The 21,771-nt window shown below is 59.8% G+C and carries 22 protein-coding genes and 1 tRNA gene; 4 read left to right on the top strand and 19 right to left on the bottom strand.

Features of this window, described 5'->3' with window-relative positions; translation table 11 throughout:
- The first annotated feature begins 300 nt into the window (after positions 1-300).
- From DF200_RS10965 to DF200_RS10775, 4 genes are all read left to right on the top strand, one after another.
- Positions 301-5,199: a type ISP restriction/modification enzyme gene (locus DF200_RS10965; protein WP_193903124.1), complete on the top strand. Its 4,899-nt coding sequence runs from the start codon at positions 301-303 to the stop codon at positions 5,197-5,199.
- 1 nt (position 5,200) lies between these two features.
- Positions 5,201-6,136 (top strand): 3'-5' exonuclease, encoded by a 936-nt coding sequence (locus DF200_RS04010; protein WP_109137002.1) that lies wholly within the window; start codon positions 5,201-5,203, stop codon positions 6,134-6,136.
- Positions 6,137-6,315: 179 nt separating this feature from the next.
- Positions 6,316-6,516 carry a hypothetical protein gene (locus DF200_RS10655; RefSeq protein WP_146192006.1) on the top strand — a complete coding sequence of 67 codons (201 nt, stop codon included), beginning with the start codon at positions 6,316-6,318 and terminating at the stop codon, positions 6,514-6,516.
- A gap of 54 nt (positions 6,517-6,570) precedes the next feature.
- Positions 6,571-6,738, top strand: coding sequence for a hypothetical protein (locus DF200_RS10775; RefSeq protein ID WP_158275766.1), 168 nt, complete (start codon positions 6,571-6,573; stop codon positions 6,736-6,738).
- Positions 6,739-6,801: 63 nt separating this feature from the next.
- On the opposite strand, the gene DF200_RS04005 is transcribed toward DF200_RS10775, so the two are convergent.
- The 19 genes from DF200_RS04005 to rpmD all read right to left on the bottom strand — a co-directional run bounded on the left by DF200_RS04005 (position 6,802) and on the right by rpmD (position 21,770).
- On the bottom strand, positions 6,802-7,890 hold the full coding sequence (locus DF200_RS04005; protein WP_158275765.1) for an AAA family ATPase: 1,089 nt from the start codon (positions 7,888-7,890) through the stop codon (positions 6,802-6,804).
- A gap of 183 nt (positions 7,891-8,073) precedes the next feature.
- A complete protein-coding gene (locus DF200_RS04000) occupies positions 8,074-8,301 on the bottom strand; it encodes a helix-turn-helix transcriptional regulator (protein ID WP_109137000.1) in 228 nt (75 codons plus the stop codon).
- A gap of 28 nt (positions 8,302-8,329) precedes the next feature.
- On the bottom strand, positions 8,330-8,470 hold the full coding sequence (locus tag DF200_RS11300) for a helix-turn-helix domain-containing protein (protein ID WP_369126284.1): 141 nt from the start codon (positions 8,468-8,470) through the stop codon (positions 8,330-8,332).
- A 311-nt stretch (positions 8,471-8,781) separates the two neighbouring features.
- Positions 8,782-9,600: a hypothetical protein gene (locus tag DF200_RS03990; protein ID WP_109136998.1), complete on the bottom strand. Its 819-nt coding sequence runs from the start codon at positions 9,598-9,600 to the stop codon at positions 8,782-8,784.
- Positions 9,601-9,607: 7 nt separating this feature from the next.
- Positions 9,608-11,041, bottom strand: a complete 1,434-nt coding sequence (locus DF200_RS03985; protein ID WP_109136997.1) for a tyrosine-type recombinase/integrase — start codon at positions 11,039-11,041, stop codon at positions 9,608-9,610.
- A 212-nt stretch (positions 11,042-11,253) separates the two neighbouring features.
- A tRNA-Ser gene (locus DF200_RS03980) sits at positions 11,254-11,339 on the bottom strand.
- 132 nt (positions 11,340-11,471) lie between these two features.
- A complete protein-coding gene (locus DF200_RS03975) occupies positions 11,472-12,281 on the bottom strand; it encodes a transglutaminase family protein (RefSeq protein ID WP_109136996.1) in 810 nt (269 codons plus the stop codon).
- A gap of 36 nt (positions 12,282-12,317) precedes the next feature.
- Positions 12,318-14,543: a circularly permuted type 2 ATP-grasp protein gene (locus DF200_RS03970; RefSeq protein ID WP_109136995.1), complete on the bottom strand. Its 2,226-nt coding sequence runs from the start codon at positions 14,541-14,543 to the stop codon at positions 12,318-12,320.
- A 189-nt stretch (positions 14,544-14,732) separates the two neighbouring features.
- Positions 14,733-15,710, bottom strand: a complete 978-nt coding sequence (gene truA / locus DF200_RS03965) for a tRNA pseudouridine(38-40) synthase TruA (protein ID WP_109136994.1) — start codon at positions 15,708-15,710, stop codon at positions 14,733-14,735.
- A gap of 181 nt (positions 15,711-15,891) precedes the next feature.
- Positions 15,892-16,416 carry a 50S ribosomal protein L17 gene (rplQ, locus tag DF200_RS03960; protein ID WP_109136993.1) on the bottom strand — a complete coding sequence of 175 codons (525 nt, stop codon included), beginning with the start codon at positions 16,414-16,416 and terminating at the stop codon, positions 15,892-15,894.
- A 116-nt stretch (positions 16,417-16,532) separates the two neighbouring features.
- Positions 16,533-17,531: a DNA-directed RNA polymerase subunit alpha gene (locus tag DF200_RS03955; RefSeq protein ID WP_109136992.1), complete on the bottom strand. Its 999-nt coding sequence runs from the start codon at positions 17,529-17,531 to the stop codon at positions 16,533-16,535.
- 82 nt (positions 17,532-17,613) lie between these two features.
- Complete coding sequence (rpsK, locus tag DF200_RS03950) at positions 17,614-18,012, bottom strand: 30S ribosomal protein S11 (protein WP_109136991.1); 399 nt, start codon at positions 18,010-18,012, stop codon at positions 17,614-17,616.
- 86 nt (positions 18,013-18,098) lie between these two features.
- Complete coding sequence (gene rpsM, locus DF200_RS03945) at positions 18,099-18,473, bottom strand: 30S ribosomal protein S13 (protein WP_109136990.1); 375 nt, start codon at positions 18,471-18,473, stop codon at positions 18,099-18,101.
- Positions 18,474-18,618: 145 nt separating this feature from the next.
- Positions 18,619-18,732, bottom strand: a complete 114-nt coding sequence (gene rpmJ, locus DF200_RS03940) for a 50S ribosomal protein L36 (protein WP_093959598.1) — start codon at positions 18,730-18,732, stop codon at positions 18,619-18,621.
- A 10-nt stretch (positions 18,733-18,742) separates the two neighbouring features.
- Complete coding sequence (gene infA / locus DF200_RS03935; RefSeq protein WP_004268611.1) at positions 18,743-18,961, bottom strand: translation initiation factor IF-1; 219 nt, start codon at positions 18,959-18,961, stop codon at positions 18,743-18,745.
- 133 nt (positions 18,962-19,094) lie between these two features.
- Complete coding sequence (locus DF200_RS03930) at positions 19,095-19,661, bottom strand: adenylate kinase (RefSeq protein WP_109136989.1); 567 nt, start codon at positions 19,659-19,661, stop codon at positions 19,095-19,097.
- Position 19,662: 1 nt separating this feature from the next.
- The gene (secY, locus tag DF200_RS03925) at positions 19,663-20,994 is read right to left on the bottom strand and encodes a preprotein translocase subunit SecY (RefSeq protein ID WP_109136988.1); all 1,332 of its coding nucleotides are present in this window, start codon (positions 20,992-20,994) and stop codon (positions 19,663-19,665) included.
- Between the two features lie 126 nt (positions 20,995-21,120).
- Positions 21,121-21,585 (bottom strand): 50S ribosomal protein L15, encoded by a 465-nt coding sequence (gene rplO / locus DF200_RS03920; protein ID WP_109136987.1) that lies wholly within the window; start codon positions 21,583-21,585, stop codon positions 21,121-21,123.
- Positions 21,586-21,587: 2 nt separating this feature from the next.
- Complete coding sequence (rpmD, locus tag DF200_RS03915; protein ID WP_109136986.1) at positions 21,588-21,770, bottom strand: 50S ribosomal protein L30; 183 nt, start codon at positions 21,768-21,770, stop codon at positions 21,588-21,590.
- Position 21,771: the final 1 nt, after the last annotated feature.

Genomic DNA, 21,771 nt, shown 5'->3' with positions numbered 1-21,771 from the left:
ATACGCCACGACACACCACCACCCGACCGAAACCAGCCACGACACCACCCACCTACCACCGGTAGGCAGAGCACATTCCCTGTATGCATTGAATCGTAGGGGTTCATGCCGGTTTCTGTGGGACTGCGCCATGGTTGGATTCCGTGGATATCCTTTGGTTGCCGTTGGATGGCATCGGCTGCATGTCGCATCATATCCATCCGTCGATTCTCCGTCCTTCGCGACATGGTTCGTCCATATCCATATTGCCGTTCTCCGGCTGTATTCTTGCAAATATCGGAGGTTGCATGAGGAGGGCCCATGGGCATTGACGAGATTTTCGCGCGCATCGTCGCCGAGTCGGTGGACAGGCGTGAGCAGGGCACGCGGTTCGAGCGTGCGGTGGAGTTCTTCCTCGAACACGATCCCTCGTGGGTGGAGCGTGTCACGCGGGTGTGGCTGTGGGAGGACGCTCCCACGAACGACGGCCATATGGACACGGGCATCGATCTGGTGGCCGAGGACGTGGACGGCTCGTATTGGGCGATCCAGGCGAAATGCTATTCGAAGCCGAAGCTGACGGACGCGGACGTGGCCACGTTCTTCATGACCGCGCAGGCCGATCATCGGTATGGGCATTTCATGATCGCGGACACGGTGCGCGGGTATTCGTCGAATCTGGAACGGTTCATGCTCTCGCACCCCGACATGGATCTGGTGAGGCTTGACCTGGACACAATGCGTGAATCGAACCTCGACTGGGGCGCGTTCATCGACGGATCGGAGTCCGGGGATCGTGTGACCTATGATCCCCGACCGCACCAGCGCGAGGCGATCGACGCGGTGAAGACGGAATTGGCCGACCATGACCGCTGTTCGCTGGTGATGGCGTGCGGCACCGGCAAGACGCTGACCTCGCTGCGTCTCGTGGAGGAGCAGGTGGGGGCGGGCGGCACGGTGCTGTTTTTGGCCCCGTCGATTTCGTTGGTGTCGCAGTCGATGCGTGATTGGGTGAACCAGACGCGCTGCCGCATCAACGTGTATGTGGTGTGTTCGGACGGCAAGGCCAGCAAGCTGGGCAAGGCCGACCGGGAGTCCTACGGCCAGCTGACGGACATCCCGTTCCCCGCGACCACGAACCCGGAGACGGTCGCCAACCGGTTCCGCCCGCGTGGGGACGCGTTGAACGTGGTGTTCTCCACGTACCAGTCGATCCAGGTCATCCACGACGCCCAACAATTGGGCCTGCCCGCGTTCGACCTGACCATCTGCGACGAGGCGCACCGAACTACCGGCGTGATGGACGGGGAGGCCGCGTTCCAGAAGATCCACGACGCGGACTTCATCCACAGCGACAAGCGCCTGTACATGACTGCCACGCCCCGCATCTACGGCGAGGGCGCGAAGAACAAGGCCAAAGAGGGTGCGATCGAGATCGCCAGCATGGACGACGAGAAGGTGTACGGCCGCATCGCGTACCGATTGAGTTTCGGCAGGGCCGTCGCGTTGGGACTGCTCACGGACTACAAGATCGTGGTCATGCAGGTCGCCGAGGACATGATGGGCTCGGCCATGCAGAAACAGTATGGCGCGAAGGACTCCGCGATCCCGCTGGACGACGCGGCCAAGTTCGTGGGCTGCTGGAAGGCCCTGTTCGACCGCCGTCATGCGAAAAGCATGGCCGAACTGGTCAACCGTGGCCGGCATGCCGCCGAGACCGGGCCGGACGACGCCAAACGCGTATTGCATCATGCGATCGCGTTCGCCGCGTCCATCAAGGATTCCAAGGCGTTGACCTCGCGGTTCCGTACGGTCATCGACGACTACACGCGCAATCTTGAGGACACGGACGCGAACCGTCGGATGATCGCCGCCGGCCGTGAGGTGCAGGTGGAGATCGACCATGTGGACGGCGGCATGGATGCCGCCACCCGCCGCGGCAAGCTCGACTGGCTGGCCGCCGACACCGCGGACAACGAGTGCCATATCCTCTCGAACGCGCGTTGTCTCGCCGAGGGCATCGACGTGCCCGACCTGGACGCGGTGATCTACCTGAACGCGCGCCGCAGCCGAGTGGACATCATCCAATCGGTGGGCCGCGTCATGCGCAAAGCGCCCGGCAAGGAATACGGGTACATCATCATCCCGGTCGTCATCCCGATGGGCGCGGACCCGGACACGATTCTCTCTTCGGGAGTCTACGAGGTCGTCTGGCAGGTCGTGCGCGCCCTCAGGAGCCACGACGAACGGTTGGACGCGATCATCAACGCCGCCGCATTGGGCGACGAGGATTCGTTGAAGCGCATCATCGAGGTCGAGGTGTTGGACGAGTCCAAACTACGCAAACGCAGGCGATCCACCAGAAAACCCGGTACTGTGGGCGGCGGGGATAATCCGCCGGAGAACAACGGCAACGGAGAACCTGACGAAGGCGACGATCCGAACAGCGGCGAGAACTTCCAGCCGGAGCTGGATTTCGAGCTGGGCGAGATGGCGAAGGCCATCAACGCGCAGATCGTGCGCAAATGCGGCACGAAGATCTACTGGGGCGAATGGACCGATGACATCGCCGCCATCACCAGCAAACGTGCCGAAGCCATCTACCAGCTCGTTGACCAGCCCGGTCCCGCGCGTGAAGCGTTCCTCGGGTTCGTGGATGGTCTGAAGGACAGTCTCAACCCCGGCTATTCGGAGACCGACGCGATCGCCGTGCTCGCGCAGCATGAGGTCACCAAGCCGATCTTCCAGACCCTGTTCACCAACAAGGAGGTCATTGACCACAACCCCATCGTCCAGGGCCTTGACCGCACCATGGCTGCGCTGTACGAGGCTGGTCTGCCCAGTCTGGGCGACAACCCGACCCTGCGTGACCTGTACGGGTCGGTGCGCCTGTCCGCGAGCCAGTTGGAGACGGACGTCGCCAAGCAGAACCTCATCAAGGAGATCTACAACGAGTTCTTCACCAAGGCGTTCAAAGACACCGCCGACAGCCTCGGCATCGTCTACACGCCCGTCGAGGTCGTCGACGCGCAATTGCACATGGTCCAGCGTGCGCTCGAACGCGAGTTCGGCCAGTCATTGGGTTCGCGCGGCGTGCATGTGCTGGACGGGTTCGCCGGCACCGGCACGTACATCTGCCGTCTCATCGAGGACGAGACGCTGATTGATGCGTCGGATCTGCCGTACAAGTACGCGCACGACCTGCATTCCAATGAGATCGTCCCGCTGGCCGCGACGATCATGGACATCAACATCGAACAGTCGTACCACAAGCGCATCGGGGGCGACTACCAGCCATTCCCCGGCGCGTTGTTGACCGACACATTCCAGATGCACGAGGACGGTGACACGATGGACGACAGCGTGTTCACCGAGAACACCGCACGCGTGCGCGAGCAGAAGGCGCTGCCGATCAAGGTCATCGTCGGCAACCCGCCGTATCGTGCCGGCGACAGCGAGGGATCGGGCAACCAGAACACGTCTTATCGAACTCTGGACAGTCGAATCGAAGAAACGTACACCGTCGGAACGACTGCCACAAGCATCCGCACCCTCTACGATCACTACATCCGCGCGTTTCGCTGGGCGTCCGACCGCATCGGCGACTCCGGCATCGTCTGCTTCGTCTCCAATGGAGGATGGATTACTAGCGCTTCCGGTGCTGGTGTACGACGCTGTTTTGCCAGGGAGTTCAACAGCATCTATGTATACAACCTGCGTGGCAACCAGCGTACGCAAGGCGAGGAGTCACGTCGTGAGGGAGGCAAGATCTTCGATTCCGGCTCCCGTGCGACCATCGCCATCACCATGCTCGTCAAGAACCCCGCATCCAACGAACACGGCGCCATCCACTACCGGGACATCGGCGACTACCTGAACCGCCAGCAGAAACTCGACATCCTCAAGGACACGGTGGAAACCGATCCTGATTGGGTCGAACTCACCCCGGACAAGCATGGCGACTGGCTTGACCAACGCGACGACAGCTACACTACCTTCATACCAGTGGCCATTGAAAAATATAAGCAACCTGAAGGAATGTTCTGTACGTACTCGCTTGGTCTGAATACCAATCGTGATGCTTGGGTATACAACTTCAGTAGAAGCAGCCTCTCAGTATGTGTTAATCGTTTGATTGACACATATAATCAGGCTGTCCATGATTGTGCTCATGCCGGTGGTTGGAAAGAGTATCAACCTGACTATTCCAATCAGGCTATCAAGTGGTCATCTTCATTGGAGTCCAGCTGTGCCAGAGGTGTCTTGGCAAGTTTCAACGAACCATGTCTACGAGTGGCGCAATACAGACCGTTCTGCAAGCAAAATGTATATTTCGACAAACTTTTGAACCAACGTGTATTCCAGCAACTTAAGTTGTTCCCGTATCCGGATGCATCGAATCTGGAAATCATCATGGGCGAGCGGGGGCCGTTCATCAGCGATTGCGTGCCCGACCTTGAACTGAACCATCACGGTCAGTGCTTCCCCCTCTACTGGTACGAGAAGGCCGACAACACCGGCGCGCTCACGTTGGATGAGGTGGACAGCCACGGTTACATCCGCCATGACGCAATCACTGACACCGGCCTGAAAGTGTTCCGCGAGGCGTATCCGAACCTCAAGATCACCAAGGAGGACATCTTCTACTACGTGTACGGCGTGCTGCACAGCCCCGAATACCGCAAACGCTTCGCAAACAACCTGAAGAAGGAGCTGCCGCGCATCCCGCTGGCCAGGGACTTCAAGGCGTTCATGAAGGCCGGCCGCGCCCTCGCGCACCTGCATCTCGACTACGAGTCGCTGGACCCGTGGCCGGTCATGGAGGTCGGCGACAAGACGAATCCGGGCCGCACCGAGAAGATGGTGTACCCGAAGAAGGTCAAGGATCCGGATACCGGCAGGAAGGTGCCTGACCGCAGCATCCTCAAGGTGGCGGAGAACCTGACCATCGAGGGCATCCCGCTGCGCGCCTACGAGTACGTGGTCAACGGCAAGAGCGCGATCGGCTGGCTCATCGACAGGTATAAGGTCACCACCGACAAGAAGAGCGGCATCACCAACGACCCGAACGACTACAGCGATGACCCGCGTTACATCGTGGATCTCGTGGAAAAGGTCATCCGCGTGAGCATGGAAACCCTCGACATCGTAGACGCTCTGCCCGCGCTGGAGGAACTGCCCCAGCCCGCCAACTGGCCCGCCGCCTGGAAGAAGGAGTAGCATGCGTATCGCATCACTGGATATCGAGACCACGGGCGATAACGACATCATCGAAATCGGCATCCTGTTCATGGACGGCGATGTGGAGGTTGATCGGTTCGAGTCGCTTATCGACCCCGGAATTCCGTTGTCGTACTTCAACAACCACATCAGCGGCATCACCGACGACATGCTGAAGGGGCAACCGACCATCGACAAGGTATTGCCCGCGGTATTGGACCGGTTGCGGAACTGGACCATTCTGGGACACAACATCGACTATGATCTGCGATGCCTGAATGATGCGGCGATGCGTATGGGATTGCTGCCGTTGTTCAATGATCGCATAGACACCATGGAAATGAGCCGGTATCGTTTCTCGGATCATAGATCCCATTCTCTGCTGGACTTGCTGCGTGTGCTGAATCTGGCTGACCGTGAGGAGCATCGCGCGCTGTCCGATGCAATCCAGACATGGCAATGCTACAAACGTCTGGAAAGCAGCGATGAGCCGCTGGAATGGACGGATTCCCTGGCGGAACGGTCCCGACGTACCCGCGCGGCAAAGAGCGGTGCCTTTATGAAGAGTCGTTTCCTTGAAGACAAGGACACTGAGACGAAGAATCCGAAACCGAACGGGGAGACGCTCCCTCCGGGGGCTAGCGTCACGGTTTCCGGGGCGCAGGGCAATTCCGAATTCCTATCCTCCTACGGAGCGTTCACGTATCTCTGGGTGGAGATCGATCTGGGCACCTTCCCTAGCGGCGTGCATGCGGGAGAGCCCACATATCACGTCAGACTGGACGGTCGTCATATTGGATACCTCACCAGCAAAACCATGGCGAAGTACATCGGCCGTCTTCCCGAGCACGCCGTGTGCCGGGCGCATACCAAATGCAACAAGAAAAATGGTAGAACCCAACTGCGATTGGAGCTTCCCGACCCCACGTGGGAATAATCTTCTGATGAGTCTCCTGATGAGAAAGGGACGGAAGAGAGAACTCTTTCGTCCCTAACATCCAGAAACGGGCTGGTAGGCCCGGCGGCTTGGGCTCCATCCGACCAAAGTCTTAGGTGCAGGCCCTCAAAAATGCCGGATGGGTGGAACTGCCTTTACCACCACTTCCATTATCCACCATGATGGGACACGACGGCATCCCGTTCGGGGAATTTCTCGTAGATCATCAGGCCGAATGCTCCGGGATTCGTGAAAAACCGGACATGGTCCGTCTGCGTCTGATCGTTCTTGGGCATATAAACAAGGGGATTTGCATGGGGTCTCTGCCCTCACCGGCTAAAGTGGAGCTCGGCTCGGATTCCGACGTGGAACTCGGATGACGGGCGGCGAAGTGATTCGCCAACATCCAGAAACAAAAAGGAAGGAGAAGTCTCATGAAGACCAATCCGCAGGGGCCGCAGGGCGGCTCGTCACGGTTCACCATCATCGCGACGGCATCAGCCGTCGTCTTGGCCGGTCAAATGTCGTCTACGTTCGCTTGGGTCGCCTATATGGCGGTTCTCGCGTATGCGGCTGTGGCCGATTGGCGTGAACGCAGGTAGGCCGTCATAAGGCCCCTGTCGGCGGCCCGCAGCTCGTAGGCTGTGGGCCGCCTTCCTTCTTCCTTAGCCGTTATTGGCCGTCAGCGTCTTTTGGATGGCCTCTCTCGCCTCGTCGGCCGAATGGTACCGTTCGGCCAGATACCATATGGTCCGTGCGGCGGGCTCCTTGAGACGAGCCGATCTCGCTAGCCCCAGTTTTTCGAGCTGCTGCCGGGCGCGGGTCAGGCGCCTCACGTTCGCGGGACTGTTGCCGCCGCCCAGTTTGTCGATTATCCTGCTTCTCAGCGCGATTCCGTTCTCTTCGATGAGTGCGGAGTAGACCTCATGCGCGTTATCGCCCAGTGTCTCCGGATCCATGGCTTTGTTCAGGGAGTACTGCCGGGCGAGGACGTCGTCCGGGTTCTCCTCCGGAGCGGCCCGCAGATTCCCTGCAATGGCAATGGCCTGTTGTCCTGGTACGGTGTTTTCAGCCACTTGCATGTCGTAGGCATAGACGCCGCCGGTTTCCCCTTCGTTCGATTTTGTCACCTGTATCAGGTGAAGATCGCGCTCCTTGTCCCGTACGAAGCCGATTGCCTGCCGTGACTGGTTCACCCATGCCACCGATCCGATGTAGGCGTCCGCGATGGAATGCTGGCTCCGATTGAAATGGCTGATCATCACCACGGCCGCGTTATGCTTCATCGCGAAGAGGTTGAGTTTGATTACGGCGTTCTTGATATCCTCGTGCTTGTTGTTGCTCGCATTTCCGATGTATGCGGTGATGGGGTCGAATATCACGAGGCTGATGTCATGTTCGTCGACGTATCGGCCGAGTTGAGACTCCAGTCCTCTGCAGACGTTCACCTCCTCCTCCGGCCCCAGCAGGGTCACTCTGCGGGTGTCGGCCCCGCTGGCTTCGAGCTTTGCCCGCATAGTCCCCATGCGGGTCTCCTTATTCAGGATCAGGACGCCCTTGCCTTGGCCGTCGTATACGCCTCCGGCCTTGCCTGCGGTGACTTGCGCGGCCACCAGGTTGAAGAAGGACGTCTTGCCGACGCCTCCTTCCCCATAGGCGAATGTCGCGCCGGCAAGGGGTATGAACGGGGTCAGCCATTCAGTTGCGTCATCATCTTCGATTTGGTTGGCTATTCTGAAGTTGAGGTTATGCATGTTTCCTCTATTGCATGTCCTAAGTGACATATGTGACATAAGTCAATGTTTCCAACGCTCAAAAATGTCCTAAGTAAATGTCCTAAGTGGTTTTGAGCATGTCACGACTGACATGTATACTGAGTTTGGTTGGTTTTAATAACTGATTTTTTGGAATGCCGCTGCTAGCACAGCGGCATTTTTTCATCGTCCGTCGGAGGCGATTACCCGCTCGTTTTCGCGAAGCCATGCTTCAATCGCGGTTTTCCGATACAGGATGCGGCGACCCACCTTGATGTAGACGGGGCCGGTTCCATCGTGTCGGAGTCGTGCGGCTAGCTGCTTGGTCATTCCGGGCACGTATGCGATGAATCCGTCGATGTCGAGTATGCCGTTCGAACGCCCGCCGCATGTCATGTCTTTTCCCTCCATCAGAAGGTCTCCTTTCCGATTTCGTCGGTTATCTGCCTTCGCAGTTCGCGAATCGGACAAGACTTTGAAGATTGATCTTGTATCGTCCCCCGACTTTAAGGGCTTTGATCTGTCCGCTCTGTATGAGCCGGGTGATGATTCTCGGGTCCTTGACGTCCAGCAGCTCCATAGCCTTTTCTCGGCTCACCAGTAGAGGCCCATCGATTGTCACGGTCATGATGTCATTTTCTTTCTGCAAGTATTCGCAAAATATGGATATGCGAATGCTCACCTCGCAACGGTGTTTTGATCTTCCTGGGTCTTTTTCTCCGGTAAGGAGCCGCTGACCTTGGTGGTGGCGGTACCGCTCGTGTTTTCCCGTGTCAGGATGCGGCAACGGTTCAGACCGCGCCCGCACCGTAAACCGATGGTGCGGGCGAACTATTACTCGCGGCGAGAATCAGTATAACGCATCTCGGCGTTCAAGCACGTTTTTGGGAGTCATTCTGCGTCGAATGCGCTTTTCCCATGCCCATACGCGTCAATCAGCGTTTTCATGGCGTCTGTCACGGTGGTGGGAGCATACCCATTGTCTCGTGCCCTATCGTATTCCTCGTTGTATTTCAGCGCATAGATATCCCAGGCTTCTTCGCTGGGACGTTCCCCCTGTTCTCCTCTCCTGTACCTCCACTTCTGCATATGCCAGAAGGCGCAGGCCTCTATCGATAACGAAACGATGGCCATTGCGGCCTCCTCATCATCATCTTCCAGCTCTTTAATCAGTTTCAGTAGACGAAGGCCGCTGTCGCGAGTATAGTTCTCCCGCCAATCATTCACGGTGTCGTCAATGAATCGCGCGATGCGTTGATCGCTCTCCTCGCCGTCGCTGAAAATGGCCCACGGCTTCATAACCGACGATAGGTAATCGGAATCGTCAATGAGCAACTGTCCCAGTCCCAGAGACTCGCGTTCTCTTAGGGAGTTTTGTTCGAAACGGCTCAACGCGTTCTCGATGAACGTCTGGATTTTCCCCCATGGATAGGAAGCGGAATCATCCAGTCGGCATTCGGCCATGACGGCGACCGTCTCCAGCACCATGTCAGAAGCCCCGTCGGCCCATGCCCGGTACCTGTTGATTCGATCTGCAAGACCATCGGCTGGATTCCCCCAGTATCGCCCGCGGTTCGCGTCCTTGCCGACGAATTCCCCAAGTCGAACCTGAACGCCCACTATTCGCATGCCATCGATCACGCCGGTTCTGTAGGTATTACTGATAAACCGTCTGAATGCGCCTCGTATCTTGTTCTCCAATTTCGGCATTGCCCGTTCACATCTCCTTCAGTAGCTGTTCCATGGTCTCTATCCGGGTTTTCTCGTCGAAGGACCTCATCATGGCGAGCCTTTTCTCCGGATCAAGACCTTTGAGTATCCGTACTCTGTCGGGCAAAGCCATCTCGGCAAGTATCGTGGAGAGATCGCTGGACTGGGTCGCTTTGTTTTCCTTCGAAACGGCCTTATCGCCCTTGACGCCGATTATGTCGGCGTCAAAATTTCGCAGGACCTGATCGAAGTGGCTTTCGACTCGATGCTGGTACTTGCTCGCAACCGCCAGGGTGTTGTGCCCGGCCTGACGCATGAGTTCACCGGTCGTCGCGCCTTCGGCATGAAGCATCGTCAGCGCGGTATCCCGAAGGTCGTGTGGTCGCATGGAGGCAAGGCCCGGAACCTTGGTCTTGGCCCGACCGAAGGCGTTGCGGAAGGTCTGTCCAGAGCAGATGCCGCCTGCCCTCTGTGCAGGAAACAGCAGCGCCTCAGGCTCTTTTCCCACATATCGCCGCAAATGGTCTTCAATAAGCGGCACGAGGTTTTCCGGGAATTTGGCGTCGCGATAACTGCTGCGGGTCTTGAGCTCGCCGAGGACGTTCTTTCTGCTTCCGTCCTCGTAGTTTTCGGTCTTGGCCGCACGGCGTACGTGTATCACCCTGGCTTTCAAATCGATGTCGCGACGTTGCAATCCCAGGCATTCCCCTTCCCTCAGGCCGGTATATCCGCTGATGTACACGGCGAGTCGCATCCAATCCGGAAGCGCCTCGCAAAGGGCCTTGATCTGGTCCAACTCGGCTATGACGATCTTGTGTTTGGCGGGGACTCTGACCGCTTTGATTTTGCATGGGTTTACATCGATAAGGGTGTTCCCCTCATCGTCGATCGGCTCTGAGGCCGCACTGCGCATGATGGCGCGCAGCGTCGAGTACACATTGACTCGTCGTGCCTCCAAGCTGACTCCCTCATTGGCCCTTACCGGCGTGAATCCGTCCCACCAGGCCTGTACGTCGCTGGCGGAAATGGAACGCATGCTCCTGTCGCCGAAATACGGATAAAGATACAGACGCAGCGCCTCACGATACTTCTGCTTGGTGGTTTCACGAATCGGCTCGCCTGTGGACTTATGTCTATTCTTCAGCCATGTCTGGGCATAGTCGCGGAACGTGACGGAATCCCGTTTCCTTTTCGCGCGCTCGGTCTGGGGTGGGGTCCATATGCCGAGCTTGATGTCCCGTTCGGCTGCAATGAGCCATGACTCCGCTTCGGTCTCGTACTCGGGAGGAACAGTCTTGTATTGGCGCTGGGGCAGACCCGGCCATTTGGCGAACGCTTCGGGCGGAGTGGGATACGATGCCTCGATGTATTCCCGTCCTCCCCTGCTGATTCGACGAATCTTGCCGAAACGGCGTCTTTGCCGTTTCCTCGCTCCGACCATATCGTCACCGATCCTTTCGCATCCTAAAGGGGCAAGCTTTTCCCCGTGTTTTCTTGCCTCTTTATTTACCCCTCATCATACCGGTTTTTCCTCTTCTTTTCGCTTCCCCACGCATTTCCGAAGGTTCTCGCTCTCCATGCCGAGAACGTTGCGATTCCAACGGTTTCGGCACGAAAAAGGGGATTCCGGCGGTTAGCCGAAATCCCCAAGGGCGGATAAGGCGAGATTCGAACTCGCGGAGGGGGTTGCCCTCACACGCTTTCGAGGCGTGCTCCTTAGACCACTCGGACACTTATCCATGTGCTGCCCCAATCAGGCAACTTGTATAGTATGCCACAACCCCGAGACCGAGGCAAATCCCGTCGTCGCCGTGTCGCGCATCCTGCCTCACAACTCGTGATTTCGAGGTGGCATGGGCCTGTTTCCCGTCTTACAGTCCGACGTGTGAGACTTCGTGCACGGATGCGTTGACCCACTGGCTCTGCTTCACGTCGTTGCCGGAGAACACGCCGATGTCGAGCATGCAGTCGCGGTAGTCACGTCCGTGGGCGATGGTGATGTAGTTGTCGTCGACGAGACGGTTGTGCGTCGGATCGAGTCCGATCCACCGGTCCTTGTGATACACCTCGACCCATGCGTGCGTGGCGCCCTCGCCTCCCAGCAGTCCGGCGATATACCGCGCGGTCAGGCCCAAATGGCGGCACACGGACAGCATCACATGCGCGTAGTCCTGGCACACGCCCTTGCCTTGGGCGAGCGCCTCCTCGGCTGTGGTGTAGATGGTGGTGGATTTGGGCGTGTAGACGAACGACTTGAAGACCTCGTCCATGATGACCGTGGCGACGGCGACCGGCGAACCGCTGTTTCTCTCATGACGCAGGCGTTCGGCGCAGCGTTCGGTCAGCGACTTGACGGTCGGGCCTGGGATGGTGAGCGCGGAATCGAAACGATACAGCGGCTTGTAGATCTCGGATTTGATGTTGGCGTTGTCTACGAACGCGATGCCGGTCACCTTGTATCCGAAATGCGTATGTGGTTCGGGAAGATATCCGGTCATGACGACGGAGTCGAACGAGTCGATGGACTGGCTGGCCTCGACGGACGGGTCGATGACGACCTTGGTGTCGATGACCTGCTGCCGTGGCCCCGTGGCGGGTATGCATCGGAGCTGGAAACGGTGATCGGTTACGGGCGAGCTGAAGTCCAGCCGCATCTCGTAATCAAAATACAGTTTCTTCAACGAATCCAGCTCCTTTTCGGCATATATCGGTTCCCGTCATTCTACTGTAGTCGTCTGCGGGGAACGATTCGCCAGCATGTCCGTATGGCGCGTGAGGTTCATCGTGCTGATCGAGGCGAGCGGCTTCAGCGTCTCCGCGATGACGTGGTCGGAGAACCCCTTCTGGAACTCTCTGAGCGTGGCGGCGAGGTCGTCGTAGCCGCGGCTGGGCAGCTGCCCGATGAGCCAGCGGATGCCGGAGACGAAGCACTGCGGCACGGGCAGGCCGTCCAGGGTGACGGCATAGTCGACGAGCTTGCGCAATGCGGGCTTGAGGTCGGCGGCGTCGGCGTGCAGACGTGTGTAGAGGTCGAGGCGTTCGAGGTATTTGCCCACGAACAGGAACGATTTGAGCGTCTGGTCTACGACCGAGTTCTCCACGGCGCCCCAGAACGCCAGCATGTGGTCGGTGACGTCTCGTTGGTCGTAGATGTCCTCGGCGGCGGACGAGCGTTCGGAGCCGTCGGCTATGCTGCTCAGTGCCAGCTCGACGTACTGCAGCACGCGGGAGCTGAGTTCCGGACGGAGCACGACCGCGTTGTTGAACGCGCAGTCCATGGCGGAACGCACGGAGTTCGGGTTGCCGGCATCGTAGAGGAAGCTGTGGATGAACGTGTCGAAGTCCTCGAAGTCCTCGGGCAGGTCGAGCGCACGGGCGAACGGCCGGAAGGCGTCGACGTCGGTGTCCATCACGTGGTCGTAGAACGGGAAGAATTTCGTCAGCGTGGTGAACACGCGTTCGGTGTAGCGTCCAAGCCAGTAGAGGTCCTCGGCCTTGGTGGCGGTGAGCAGCGAAAGGGAGTGCCGCTGCGTCTGCGTGGCGATGGAGATCTTCTCGTTCTTGAATTCGTCGTACATGTCCTTGAGCGTGGTGTCTTCGTCGGCCAGCACCCAGGTGTCCTTGAACCCGCCGCCCTGCGACGAGTTGACGATCATCTGTCCGGGCACGGACGAGTAGCGGGTCAAGCCGGAATACCAGACGCGGGTGTCGGAACCGGTGACGACGAACGCGCGCAGGTCGGCCTTGCGGGGCTCGCGCGCGCCGGTCTTGGGATCGACCACGTCGATGTCGCGGAACTGGATGACCTCCTGGGCGATGAACCGTCGCGGCTCGGCCTTGATTCTGTCGGCGAGTTCCTCACGCTGCCGTGCGTCGAGCGACGAACCGAAGACGACGCCGTAGCCACCGGCCTCGGCGACGTCCTTGATGACGAGCTCGCCCATGCGGTCGAGCACGGTCTTGCGGTCCTGCGCGAACATCGGCATATAGGTGGGTGCGTTGTGCAGAATCGGGTCCTCGTGCAGATAGTACTGGATCATGGCCGGAACGAAATAATAGATGGCCTTGTCGTCGGCCGCGCCGTTGCCGGGCGCGTTCATGATGGCCACGTTTCCGGCGCGATAGGCGCCGAGCAGGCCTGGCACGCCGATCACGGAGTCGGCGTTGAAGGCGAAGGGGTCGAGGTATTCGTCGGAAAGACGACGGTAGACGACGCCGACGCGATGCTTGCTGCCGGAGTAGTCAATGAAGTACAGCTGGTCGTGCTCGACTTCCAGATCCTCGGGGAACGCGAGGATGGCACCGGTCTTCTCCGCCAGATACGCGTGTTCGAAGAACGCGGAATTGTATCGTCCCGGGGTGAGCACCACGGCGATGCCTTCGGTGGAGACGAAGTCCATGGACCGGCGCAGCAGCATCGGATAGGCGCGGTTGTCTCGCACGCGCACGTCGCGGAACAGTCGTGGGGAGATGCGCCGTTCGATGTCACGCACGAACAGCGGGTAGCTGGCGCCGGAGGGGATGCGAAGGTTGTCTTCGAGCACCCACCAGCGGCCGTCCTCGCCCTGGACGAGGTCCTCGCCGGCGATGTGGGCGAACACGCCGCCGGGTGGCGTCACGCCGTTGACCTGCGGGAAGTATCCGGACGACGTGTATACGTATTCCTCGGGGATGACGCCGTCCTGGATGATGCGCTTGTCGGAGTAGATGTCGCGCAGATAGGCGTTCAACGCATCGACGCGCTGTTTGAGGCCGAGTTCGAGCATGTCGAAATCAGCGGATTCGATGACGCGGGGAATCGGATCGTAGGGGAACAGCTGGTCATGGTATCGGCCGTTCTTGTAGATGCCGAATCGCACTCCGTTCCGGCTGAGTTCACGGTTGATGGCGTCCCGACGGCCGACGAGTTCCGCGGCCACTTTCTGTGCCAACGACTGAATCACGGTTCACTCCTTTTCCCACGTATCCCGCGGACACGACGGTCCACGCACTTGCTCATCACCGTAGACGCCGGTCGTTAACGAAACCCCCACCGCAATGTTTCGGGAATGCTTCGTGGACCATGCGACCAGACCTCTGCATGGCCGGCCGTCGGCGTACCGCCCTTCGGCACAGCGTTCGTCGGTTTGCCGTCACAGCGTGCGCACCGCGCGTATGGCCTGCGCCCGGGAGGCGAGCTGGTCGTCCGGAGGATAGGCCACGTATTCGAGGGTGAGCCCCTTGGCGGCGGCCGGACCGGTGGATCCCTCTCGTTTCGGCTCGGCCATCTTTCCGACGAACCATTCGACGCTTTTGCGGCCACGTCCGACCTGGAGGCACCCGTTGACGAGGGAGCGGACCATGTTGCGGGCGAAGGCGTCGGCCACGATGGTGAAGCACAGCAGGCCGGATTCGGCGTATGGCACCGGCTCCCCGTAGGCACCGTGCAACGGTGCATGAGGGTCCACACGTTCCCATCGCGCGTATTTGACCTCACGGATGGTGGTGCCTCCCGGATTCGGCGTGGCGAACGATCCGAAATCATGCAGACCGATCGTCGATGCCGCGGCCTCGTTCATGGCGTCGACGTCGAGCCGTCCGTCGATGGCGACGACGAATCCCCGGGTGCGGGGGTCCACGAATCGTCCGTCGTCGCATACGCGGTACACATAGGTGCGTTCGAGGGCGGAGAACCGCGCGTCGAACCCGTCGGGCGCCGCAGAGATGCGATGGATGGCGATGTCGTCGGGCAGCACCCGCTGAAGACGCCGTTCCAACGCCTCGACCGGAGTCACCTGCATGTGGCCGACGCATCGCGCCAGCAATCGTTCGTCGACGTCGAGATGGCATACCTGGTGCAACGCATGAACGCCGGTGTCGGTGCGTCCTGCCACGACGAGATGGATGTCATCGAGACGGATGTCGTCGAGACGGATGTCGTCGGCCGTTCCATCGGTATCGGCCGATTCCGGAATGTCGGGGCCGGCCAGGGTCCCTCCACTCCCCCGGTTGAGATGCAGAACGGTCCGTATGGCACGTTCGATCTCCCCCTGCACCGTGCGTAACCGCGGCTGGCGCGCCCATCCGTAGAACGCACCGCCGTCATATCCCAAATCGATTCTCAAACGCATACGTTCCACTTTGCCATATGCCCTGATTATCGGAGGAATCGACGACTGCTCCTAACGACGACTCCCTTGGTCTGCGCCCTTCCCCGCCGAATATAACGAACAAGGGTCCGGGAACCATACGGTTCTCGGACCCTTGTGCAACAACGATATGAAACGTCGTTCACCGAAGTGGACTAACGATTCACTCGGCCTTCTCCTCGGCGGGAGCCTCAGCCGGAGCCTCGGTGGCTTCAGCGGCCGGAGCCTCGGCCTCGGTGGCCTCGGTCTTCGGAGCCTCTTCGGCCTCCTTGTCGGCGGCGACCTTGGTGGCTGCCTCGGCCTCGGCGACGGTGGCCTTCTTGGCGCTCAGCGGCTCGGTGACGAGCTCAATGACGGCCTGCGGCGTGTTGTCGCCACGACGGGCGCCGATCTTGACGATGCGGGTGTAGCCGCCTTCACGCTGCTCCATCATTTCAGCGATGTCGGTGAACAGGGCGTGCACGACGCTCTTGTTGCGGATGACGCGCATGACACGACGGCGGGAGTGCAGGTCGCCACGCTTGGCGAACGTGATGAGACGCTCGGCGAGCGGACGCAGACGCTTGGCCTTCGGCAGCGTGGTGGTGATGCGGCCGTGCTGGAAGAGGCTGGTCGCCATGTTGGCGAGCATCAGACGCTCGTGAGCGGGGCTGGAAGCCAGACGCGGGCCCTTCTTGGGTGTAGGCATTGTAGTTACTCCTTATGTTCCATGCCGCCAGGAGGGCATATGCCCAAACGTCTGTGCGGCACGGAACGGCGTTTGTTCGAGGAAGACGATCTTCCCCTCCGAAAGACGGTCGGCCGTCAGGCCTCGTCTTCGGGAGAGAAGAACGTGCCTCCTTCGAGATTGATGTTGTCGAGGCCCAGCGGGGAGGCCTTGAGCGACAGACCGAGGGCCTGCAGCTTCTCCTTGACCTCGTCGATGGACTTCATACCGAAATTGCGGATGTCGAGCAGGTCCTGCTCCGTGTGGGAGACCAGCTCGCCAATCGTGTGGATGCCCTCACGCTTGAGGCAGTTGTACGAACGCTGCGTCAGGTTGAGGTCCTCGATCGGGACCGCCATCTCGGGGTTGGTTTCCTCCACTACCGGAACCGGGCCGACCTCGATTCCCTCCGCCTGGTTGTTGAGCTCGCGGCACAGGCCGAACAGCTCGACAAGGGTGGAGCCGGCGGACGCCACGGCGTCACGCGGGGAAATGGCCGGATTGGTCTCCACGTCGAGGATGAGCTTGTCGAAGTCGGTGCGCTGCTCGACACGAGTAGCCTCGACCTTGTAGCTCACCTTGAGCACCGGAGAGTAGATGGAATCCACCGGAATGCGACCGATCTCGCCCGTATCCTGCTTGTTCATCTGTGCAGGAACGTAACCGCGGCCACGCTCGACGGTGAACTCGATCTCCAGCTCGCCGTCCTCGGCGAGGGTGGCGATGTGAAGATCCGGGTTGGAGATGACGACGCCGGCCGGCGGAGTGATGTCTCCGGCGGTGGCCTCGCCTTCGCCGCTCTTACGCAGGTACATGACGACAGGCTCGTCATATTCGCTGGTGAGAACGATGCCCTTGATGTTCAGAAGAATCTCGGTCACATCCTCCTTGACGCCCGGCAGGGTGGTGAACTCATGCAGGGCACCGGAGATACGGACCGAAGTCACTGCAGCCCCGGGGATGGAGCTCAGCAGCGTGCGGCGCAGCGAATTACCGAGCGTGTAGCCAAAACCAGGCTCCAACGGCTCAATGGTAAAGCGGGAACGCTGGGGATTGAGGACTTCCTCAGTCAGGGTCGGACGCTGTGCAATAAGCACTTGTACTATCCTTTCAGCTCAAACCGACCGTGCACTCGTCGGTTTTCGCGGGTTGGATTATGAAATTCTGTAGGTCAGTGCTTCAGACGCGACGGCGCTTCGGAGGACGAACGCCGTTATGAGCCTGCGGGGTGACGTCGGAGATGGAGCCGACCTCAAGGCCTGCGGACTGCAGGGAGCGGATGGCGGTTTCACGACCGGAACCCGGGCCCTTGACGAACACGTCGACCTTCTTGACGCCGTGTTCCATAGCCTTACGAGCGGCGGCATCGGCGGCCATGCCAGCGGCGTACGGCGTGGACTTGCGGGAGCCCTTGAAGCCGACATCGCCACCGGAGGCCCAGGAGACGACGGCTCCGGACGGATCGGTGATCGAGATGATCGTGTTGTTGAATGTGGACTTGATGTGCGCCTGCCCGACGGGAACCGACTTACGGTCCCTGCGACGGGGCTTACGCGTGGCCTGCTTCGCAGCTGCCATGGATCCTCGTTTCCTAGTTGTACGAATGTATTGCTATGTCAGGCGATGAGGACGAACGCCTCGTGGCCTGATTCGGCGCCTGGATATCAGGCGGCCTTCTTCTTACCGGCGACCGTGCGCTTCGGACCCTTGCGGGTGCGGGCATTGGTCTTGGTACGCTGGCCACGGACAGGCAGGTGCCTGCGATGACGCATACCCTGGTAGCAGTTGATCTGGATCTTACGGCGGATATCCGCATCCACCTCACGGCGGAGATCACCCTCGATCTTGTAGTTACCTTCGAGGTAATCACGCAGCGTGATCAGCTGCTCATCGGAGAGATCCTTGACGCGGGTGTCCGGATTGATTCCGGTCGCTGCGAGCGTTTCCTTGGCACGAGTACGACCAACACCGAAGATGTAGGTGAGGGCGATCTCGATGCGCTTCTCATTGGGGATGTCGACTCCGGCAAGACGTGCCATTGCGATTCCTTCTGTTCATCGGAGGTCTTACGCCAAATCGTCCGAATTCACGGCCCAGGCCTCCGCACCTGGGGTTCAATGCCGCACGTGGTGATGCGAACACTGTGATTCAGCGTCTGATGATAATTGCCGCTGGGGTCTGCTTTCAGCCCTGACGCTGCTTGTGGCGCGGGTTCTCGCAGATCACCATGACGCGGCCGTGACGACGGATCACGCGGCACTTGTCGCAGATCTTCTTCACACTGGGGCTGACCTTCATGGTTTTCCTTTTACTTGTAACGGTACGTAATGCGGCCTCGGTTGAGATCGTACGGGCTCATTTCGAGCACAACGCGATCCTGCGGGAGAATGCGGATGTAGTTCTTACGCATCTTTCCGGAGATGGTCGCCAGAACGATGTGCTTGTTTTCCAGTTCGACTCGAAACATCGCGTTCGGCAATGCTTCGACAACACGACCTTCTACCTCAATCACACCGTCTTTTGCCATGAGCTCTCGATCCCGTCCTTGGCTACGATTACTTAAAGATATGCCCGAAGACACACCAAATATTTAGAATAACAGAAACACGGCGTTCCCGCAAATCACGGGAACGCCGTGTCGTCACGATGATGTGCGATCGTCAGCGGGCGTCAAGCGCGTTGACGATGCCGGCCTGAATGTCGTCGATATCGCCGGTGCCGTCGATCTTGACGAGCAGTCCACGTTGTTCGTAGGTGTCGAGCAGCGGTGCGGTCTCCTTGGCGTACACGTCGAGACGCTTGGCGATGGCCTCGGGGGTGTCGTCGGAACGGCCCTCGATCTCGGCACGCTTCTTCATGCGGGCCATGAGCACGTCGTGATCGGCGTCAAGCGCGACGACGGCGTCGAGCGGGGTGCCCAGCTTGGCGGTGATGCCGTCGAGCGCTTCCACCTGGGAGGCGTTGCGCGGGTATCCGTCGAGGATCCAGCCGTTCTTCACATCGTCCTGGCCGAGACGGTCCTCGACGATGCGGTTGGTCAGTTCGTCGGGGACGAGTTCGCCCTTGTCGATGTACTTGAGTGCCTCGACGCCGAGTTCCGTCTTGTTCTTGATGTTGAAACGGAAGATGTCTCCGGTGGAGATGGTCGGGATGCCGTAGTGCTTGGCGAGCAGGGCGGCCTGCGTGCCTTTGCCGACGCCCTGGGGTCCCATGATTAACAGTCGCATATCACTCCTTGGTGGTGGTTTCGTCTTCGAGCAGGAAGCCCTCGTACTGGAACTGCTCGGTGCGTGCGCGGGCCTGACGCAGGGTGTCGAGGCCGACGCCGGCGATGATCAGGATGGTCGTGCCGCCGAAGGGCAGCTGCTGGCCGAGGTTCAGCGCCATGATGAGCACGGTCGGGATGAGGGCCACGAACAGCAGGTAGACGGCGCCCACGGTGTTGAGGCGGTTCATCACGTACGTAAGGTATGCGCTGGTGGCGCGGCCGGCACGGATGCCGGGGATGAAGCCGCCGTACTGCTTCATGTTGTCGGCCGTCTCGTCCGTGTTGAACGTGATCGACGTGTAGAAGAAGCAGAAGAACACGATCATCAGCGCGTACAGGCCGATGTACCACACGGTCGTCGTGTCGGCCAGGTTCGTGTTGATCCACTGCACCCATTTCTGGTCGCTCTTGCCGAACTGGGCGATCAGGGTCGGCACCGCGAGGATCGACGACGCGAAGATCGGCGGGATCACGCCGCTCATGTTGATCTTCAGCGGCAGGTAGGTGCTCGTGCCGCCGTACATCTTGCGGCCGATCATGCGGCGCGTGTACTGCACCGGGATGCGCCTCTGGCACAGCTCCACGAAGTCGACGAACACGAGGATGACGACCAGCACGCCCACGACGATGCCGAACTTCGTCCAGTCGCCGTTGGAGCCGTTCGTGCCCCAGCCGATGTCCCACAGCTTGGGCAGGAAGCCCGAGCAGATCGACATGAAGATCAGCACGCTCATGCCGTTGCCGATGCCCTTGTCCGTGACGAGCTCGGCCATCCACATGATCAGGCCCGTGCCGCCCGTCATGATCAGGATCATGACGATGAGGTTCCACACCGACCCGTCGGGGATGACCGGCTTGGTGCACAGGCCGTTGAACAGCGCGCCCGTGCGCGCCGTGACGAGAATCGTGGTGGACTGCAGCACCGCCAGACCGATGGTCATGTAACGCGTGTACTGCGTCAGCTTGGCCTCGCCGGACTGCCCCTCCTTGTGCAACGCCTCGAAGCGGGGGATCACCACTCGCAGCAGCTGCACCACGATGGACGCCGTGATGTACGGCATGATGCCCAACGCGAAGATCGACAGCTGCAGCAGGGCGCCACCGGAGAAGAGGTTGACCAGACCGATGAAGTCCTCGTTGCTGGAGCTGGCCACGCAGTCCTGCACCGCACGGTAGTCGACGCCCGGCGTCGGAATGAATGAACCGATGCGGTAGATGATGATGATACCGAAGACGAAGAGGATCTTGTTCCTCAACTCCTTGGTACGGAGAGCTTGTATTAGCGTTCTCACGTGTTCCTCCCTTAGTACGCCCCGCGTAGTGAAGGCGCACAGGCAAACAGTGTACTCATATGCAATGACCCTCCCCAAATCCTTGGGGAGGGTCATACTGCCTATGAAGGCGCTTCTCCCGAGAGATTACTCTTCGGAGATGGAGCCTCCTGCGGCTTCGATCTTGGCCTTGGCGGAAGCGGAGGCCTTGACGCCCTTGAGCGTGAAGGCGACCGTGGTCTCGCCGTCGCCGAGAATCTTCACCGGCTGGCCGCCGCGAACGGCGCCCTTGGCGACCAGAGCCTCAACGGTCACTTCGCCGCCCTCGGGGAAGAGCTCGACGAGCGTGGAGACGTTGACGACCTGATACACCTTCTTGAACGGGCTCTTGAAGCCACGCAGCTTCGGAAGGCGCATGTACAGCGGGAGCTGACCGCCTTCGAAGCCAGGACGAACCTGGTAGCGGGCCTTCGTGCCCTTGGTGCCACGACCGGAGGTCTTACCCTTGGAGCCTTCGCCTCGACCGACACGGATGCGGTCCTTGTTGGCGCCGGGGGCAGGACGCAGGTCATGCATGCGGATGATCGTGACTTCCTCGTTGTTCTCAGTCATAATCAGTCTGCCTCCTCAACGGTGACCATGTGGCGGATCTTGGCGACCATGCCACGGTAGACAGGGTTGTCCTCACGGACGACGGACTGACCGATCTTGTGCAGGCCCAGCGACTTGGCGGTGGCCTTCTGCGCTTCGGTCTTGCCGACGAAACCGCGGTTCAGAGTGATCTTGATGTTTGCCATG

Origin of the sequence: Bifidobacterium catulorum, from assembly GCF_003129925.1 — a bacterium.
Classification (GTDB): Bacteria; Actinomycetota; Actinomycetes; order Actinomycetales; family Bifidobacteriaceae; genus Galliscardovia; species Galliscardovia catulorum.
The sequence above is the reverse complement of the archived record's forward strand: the minus strand, read 5'-3'. Positions and strand labels throughout refer to the sequence as shown.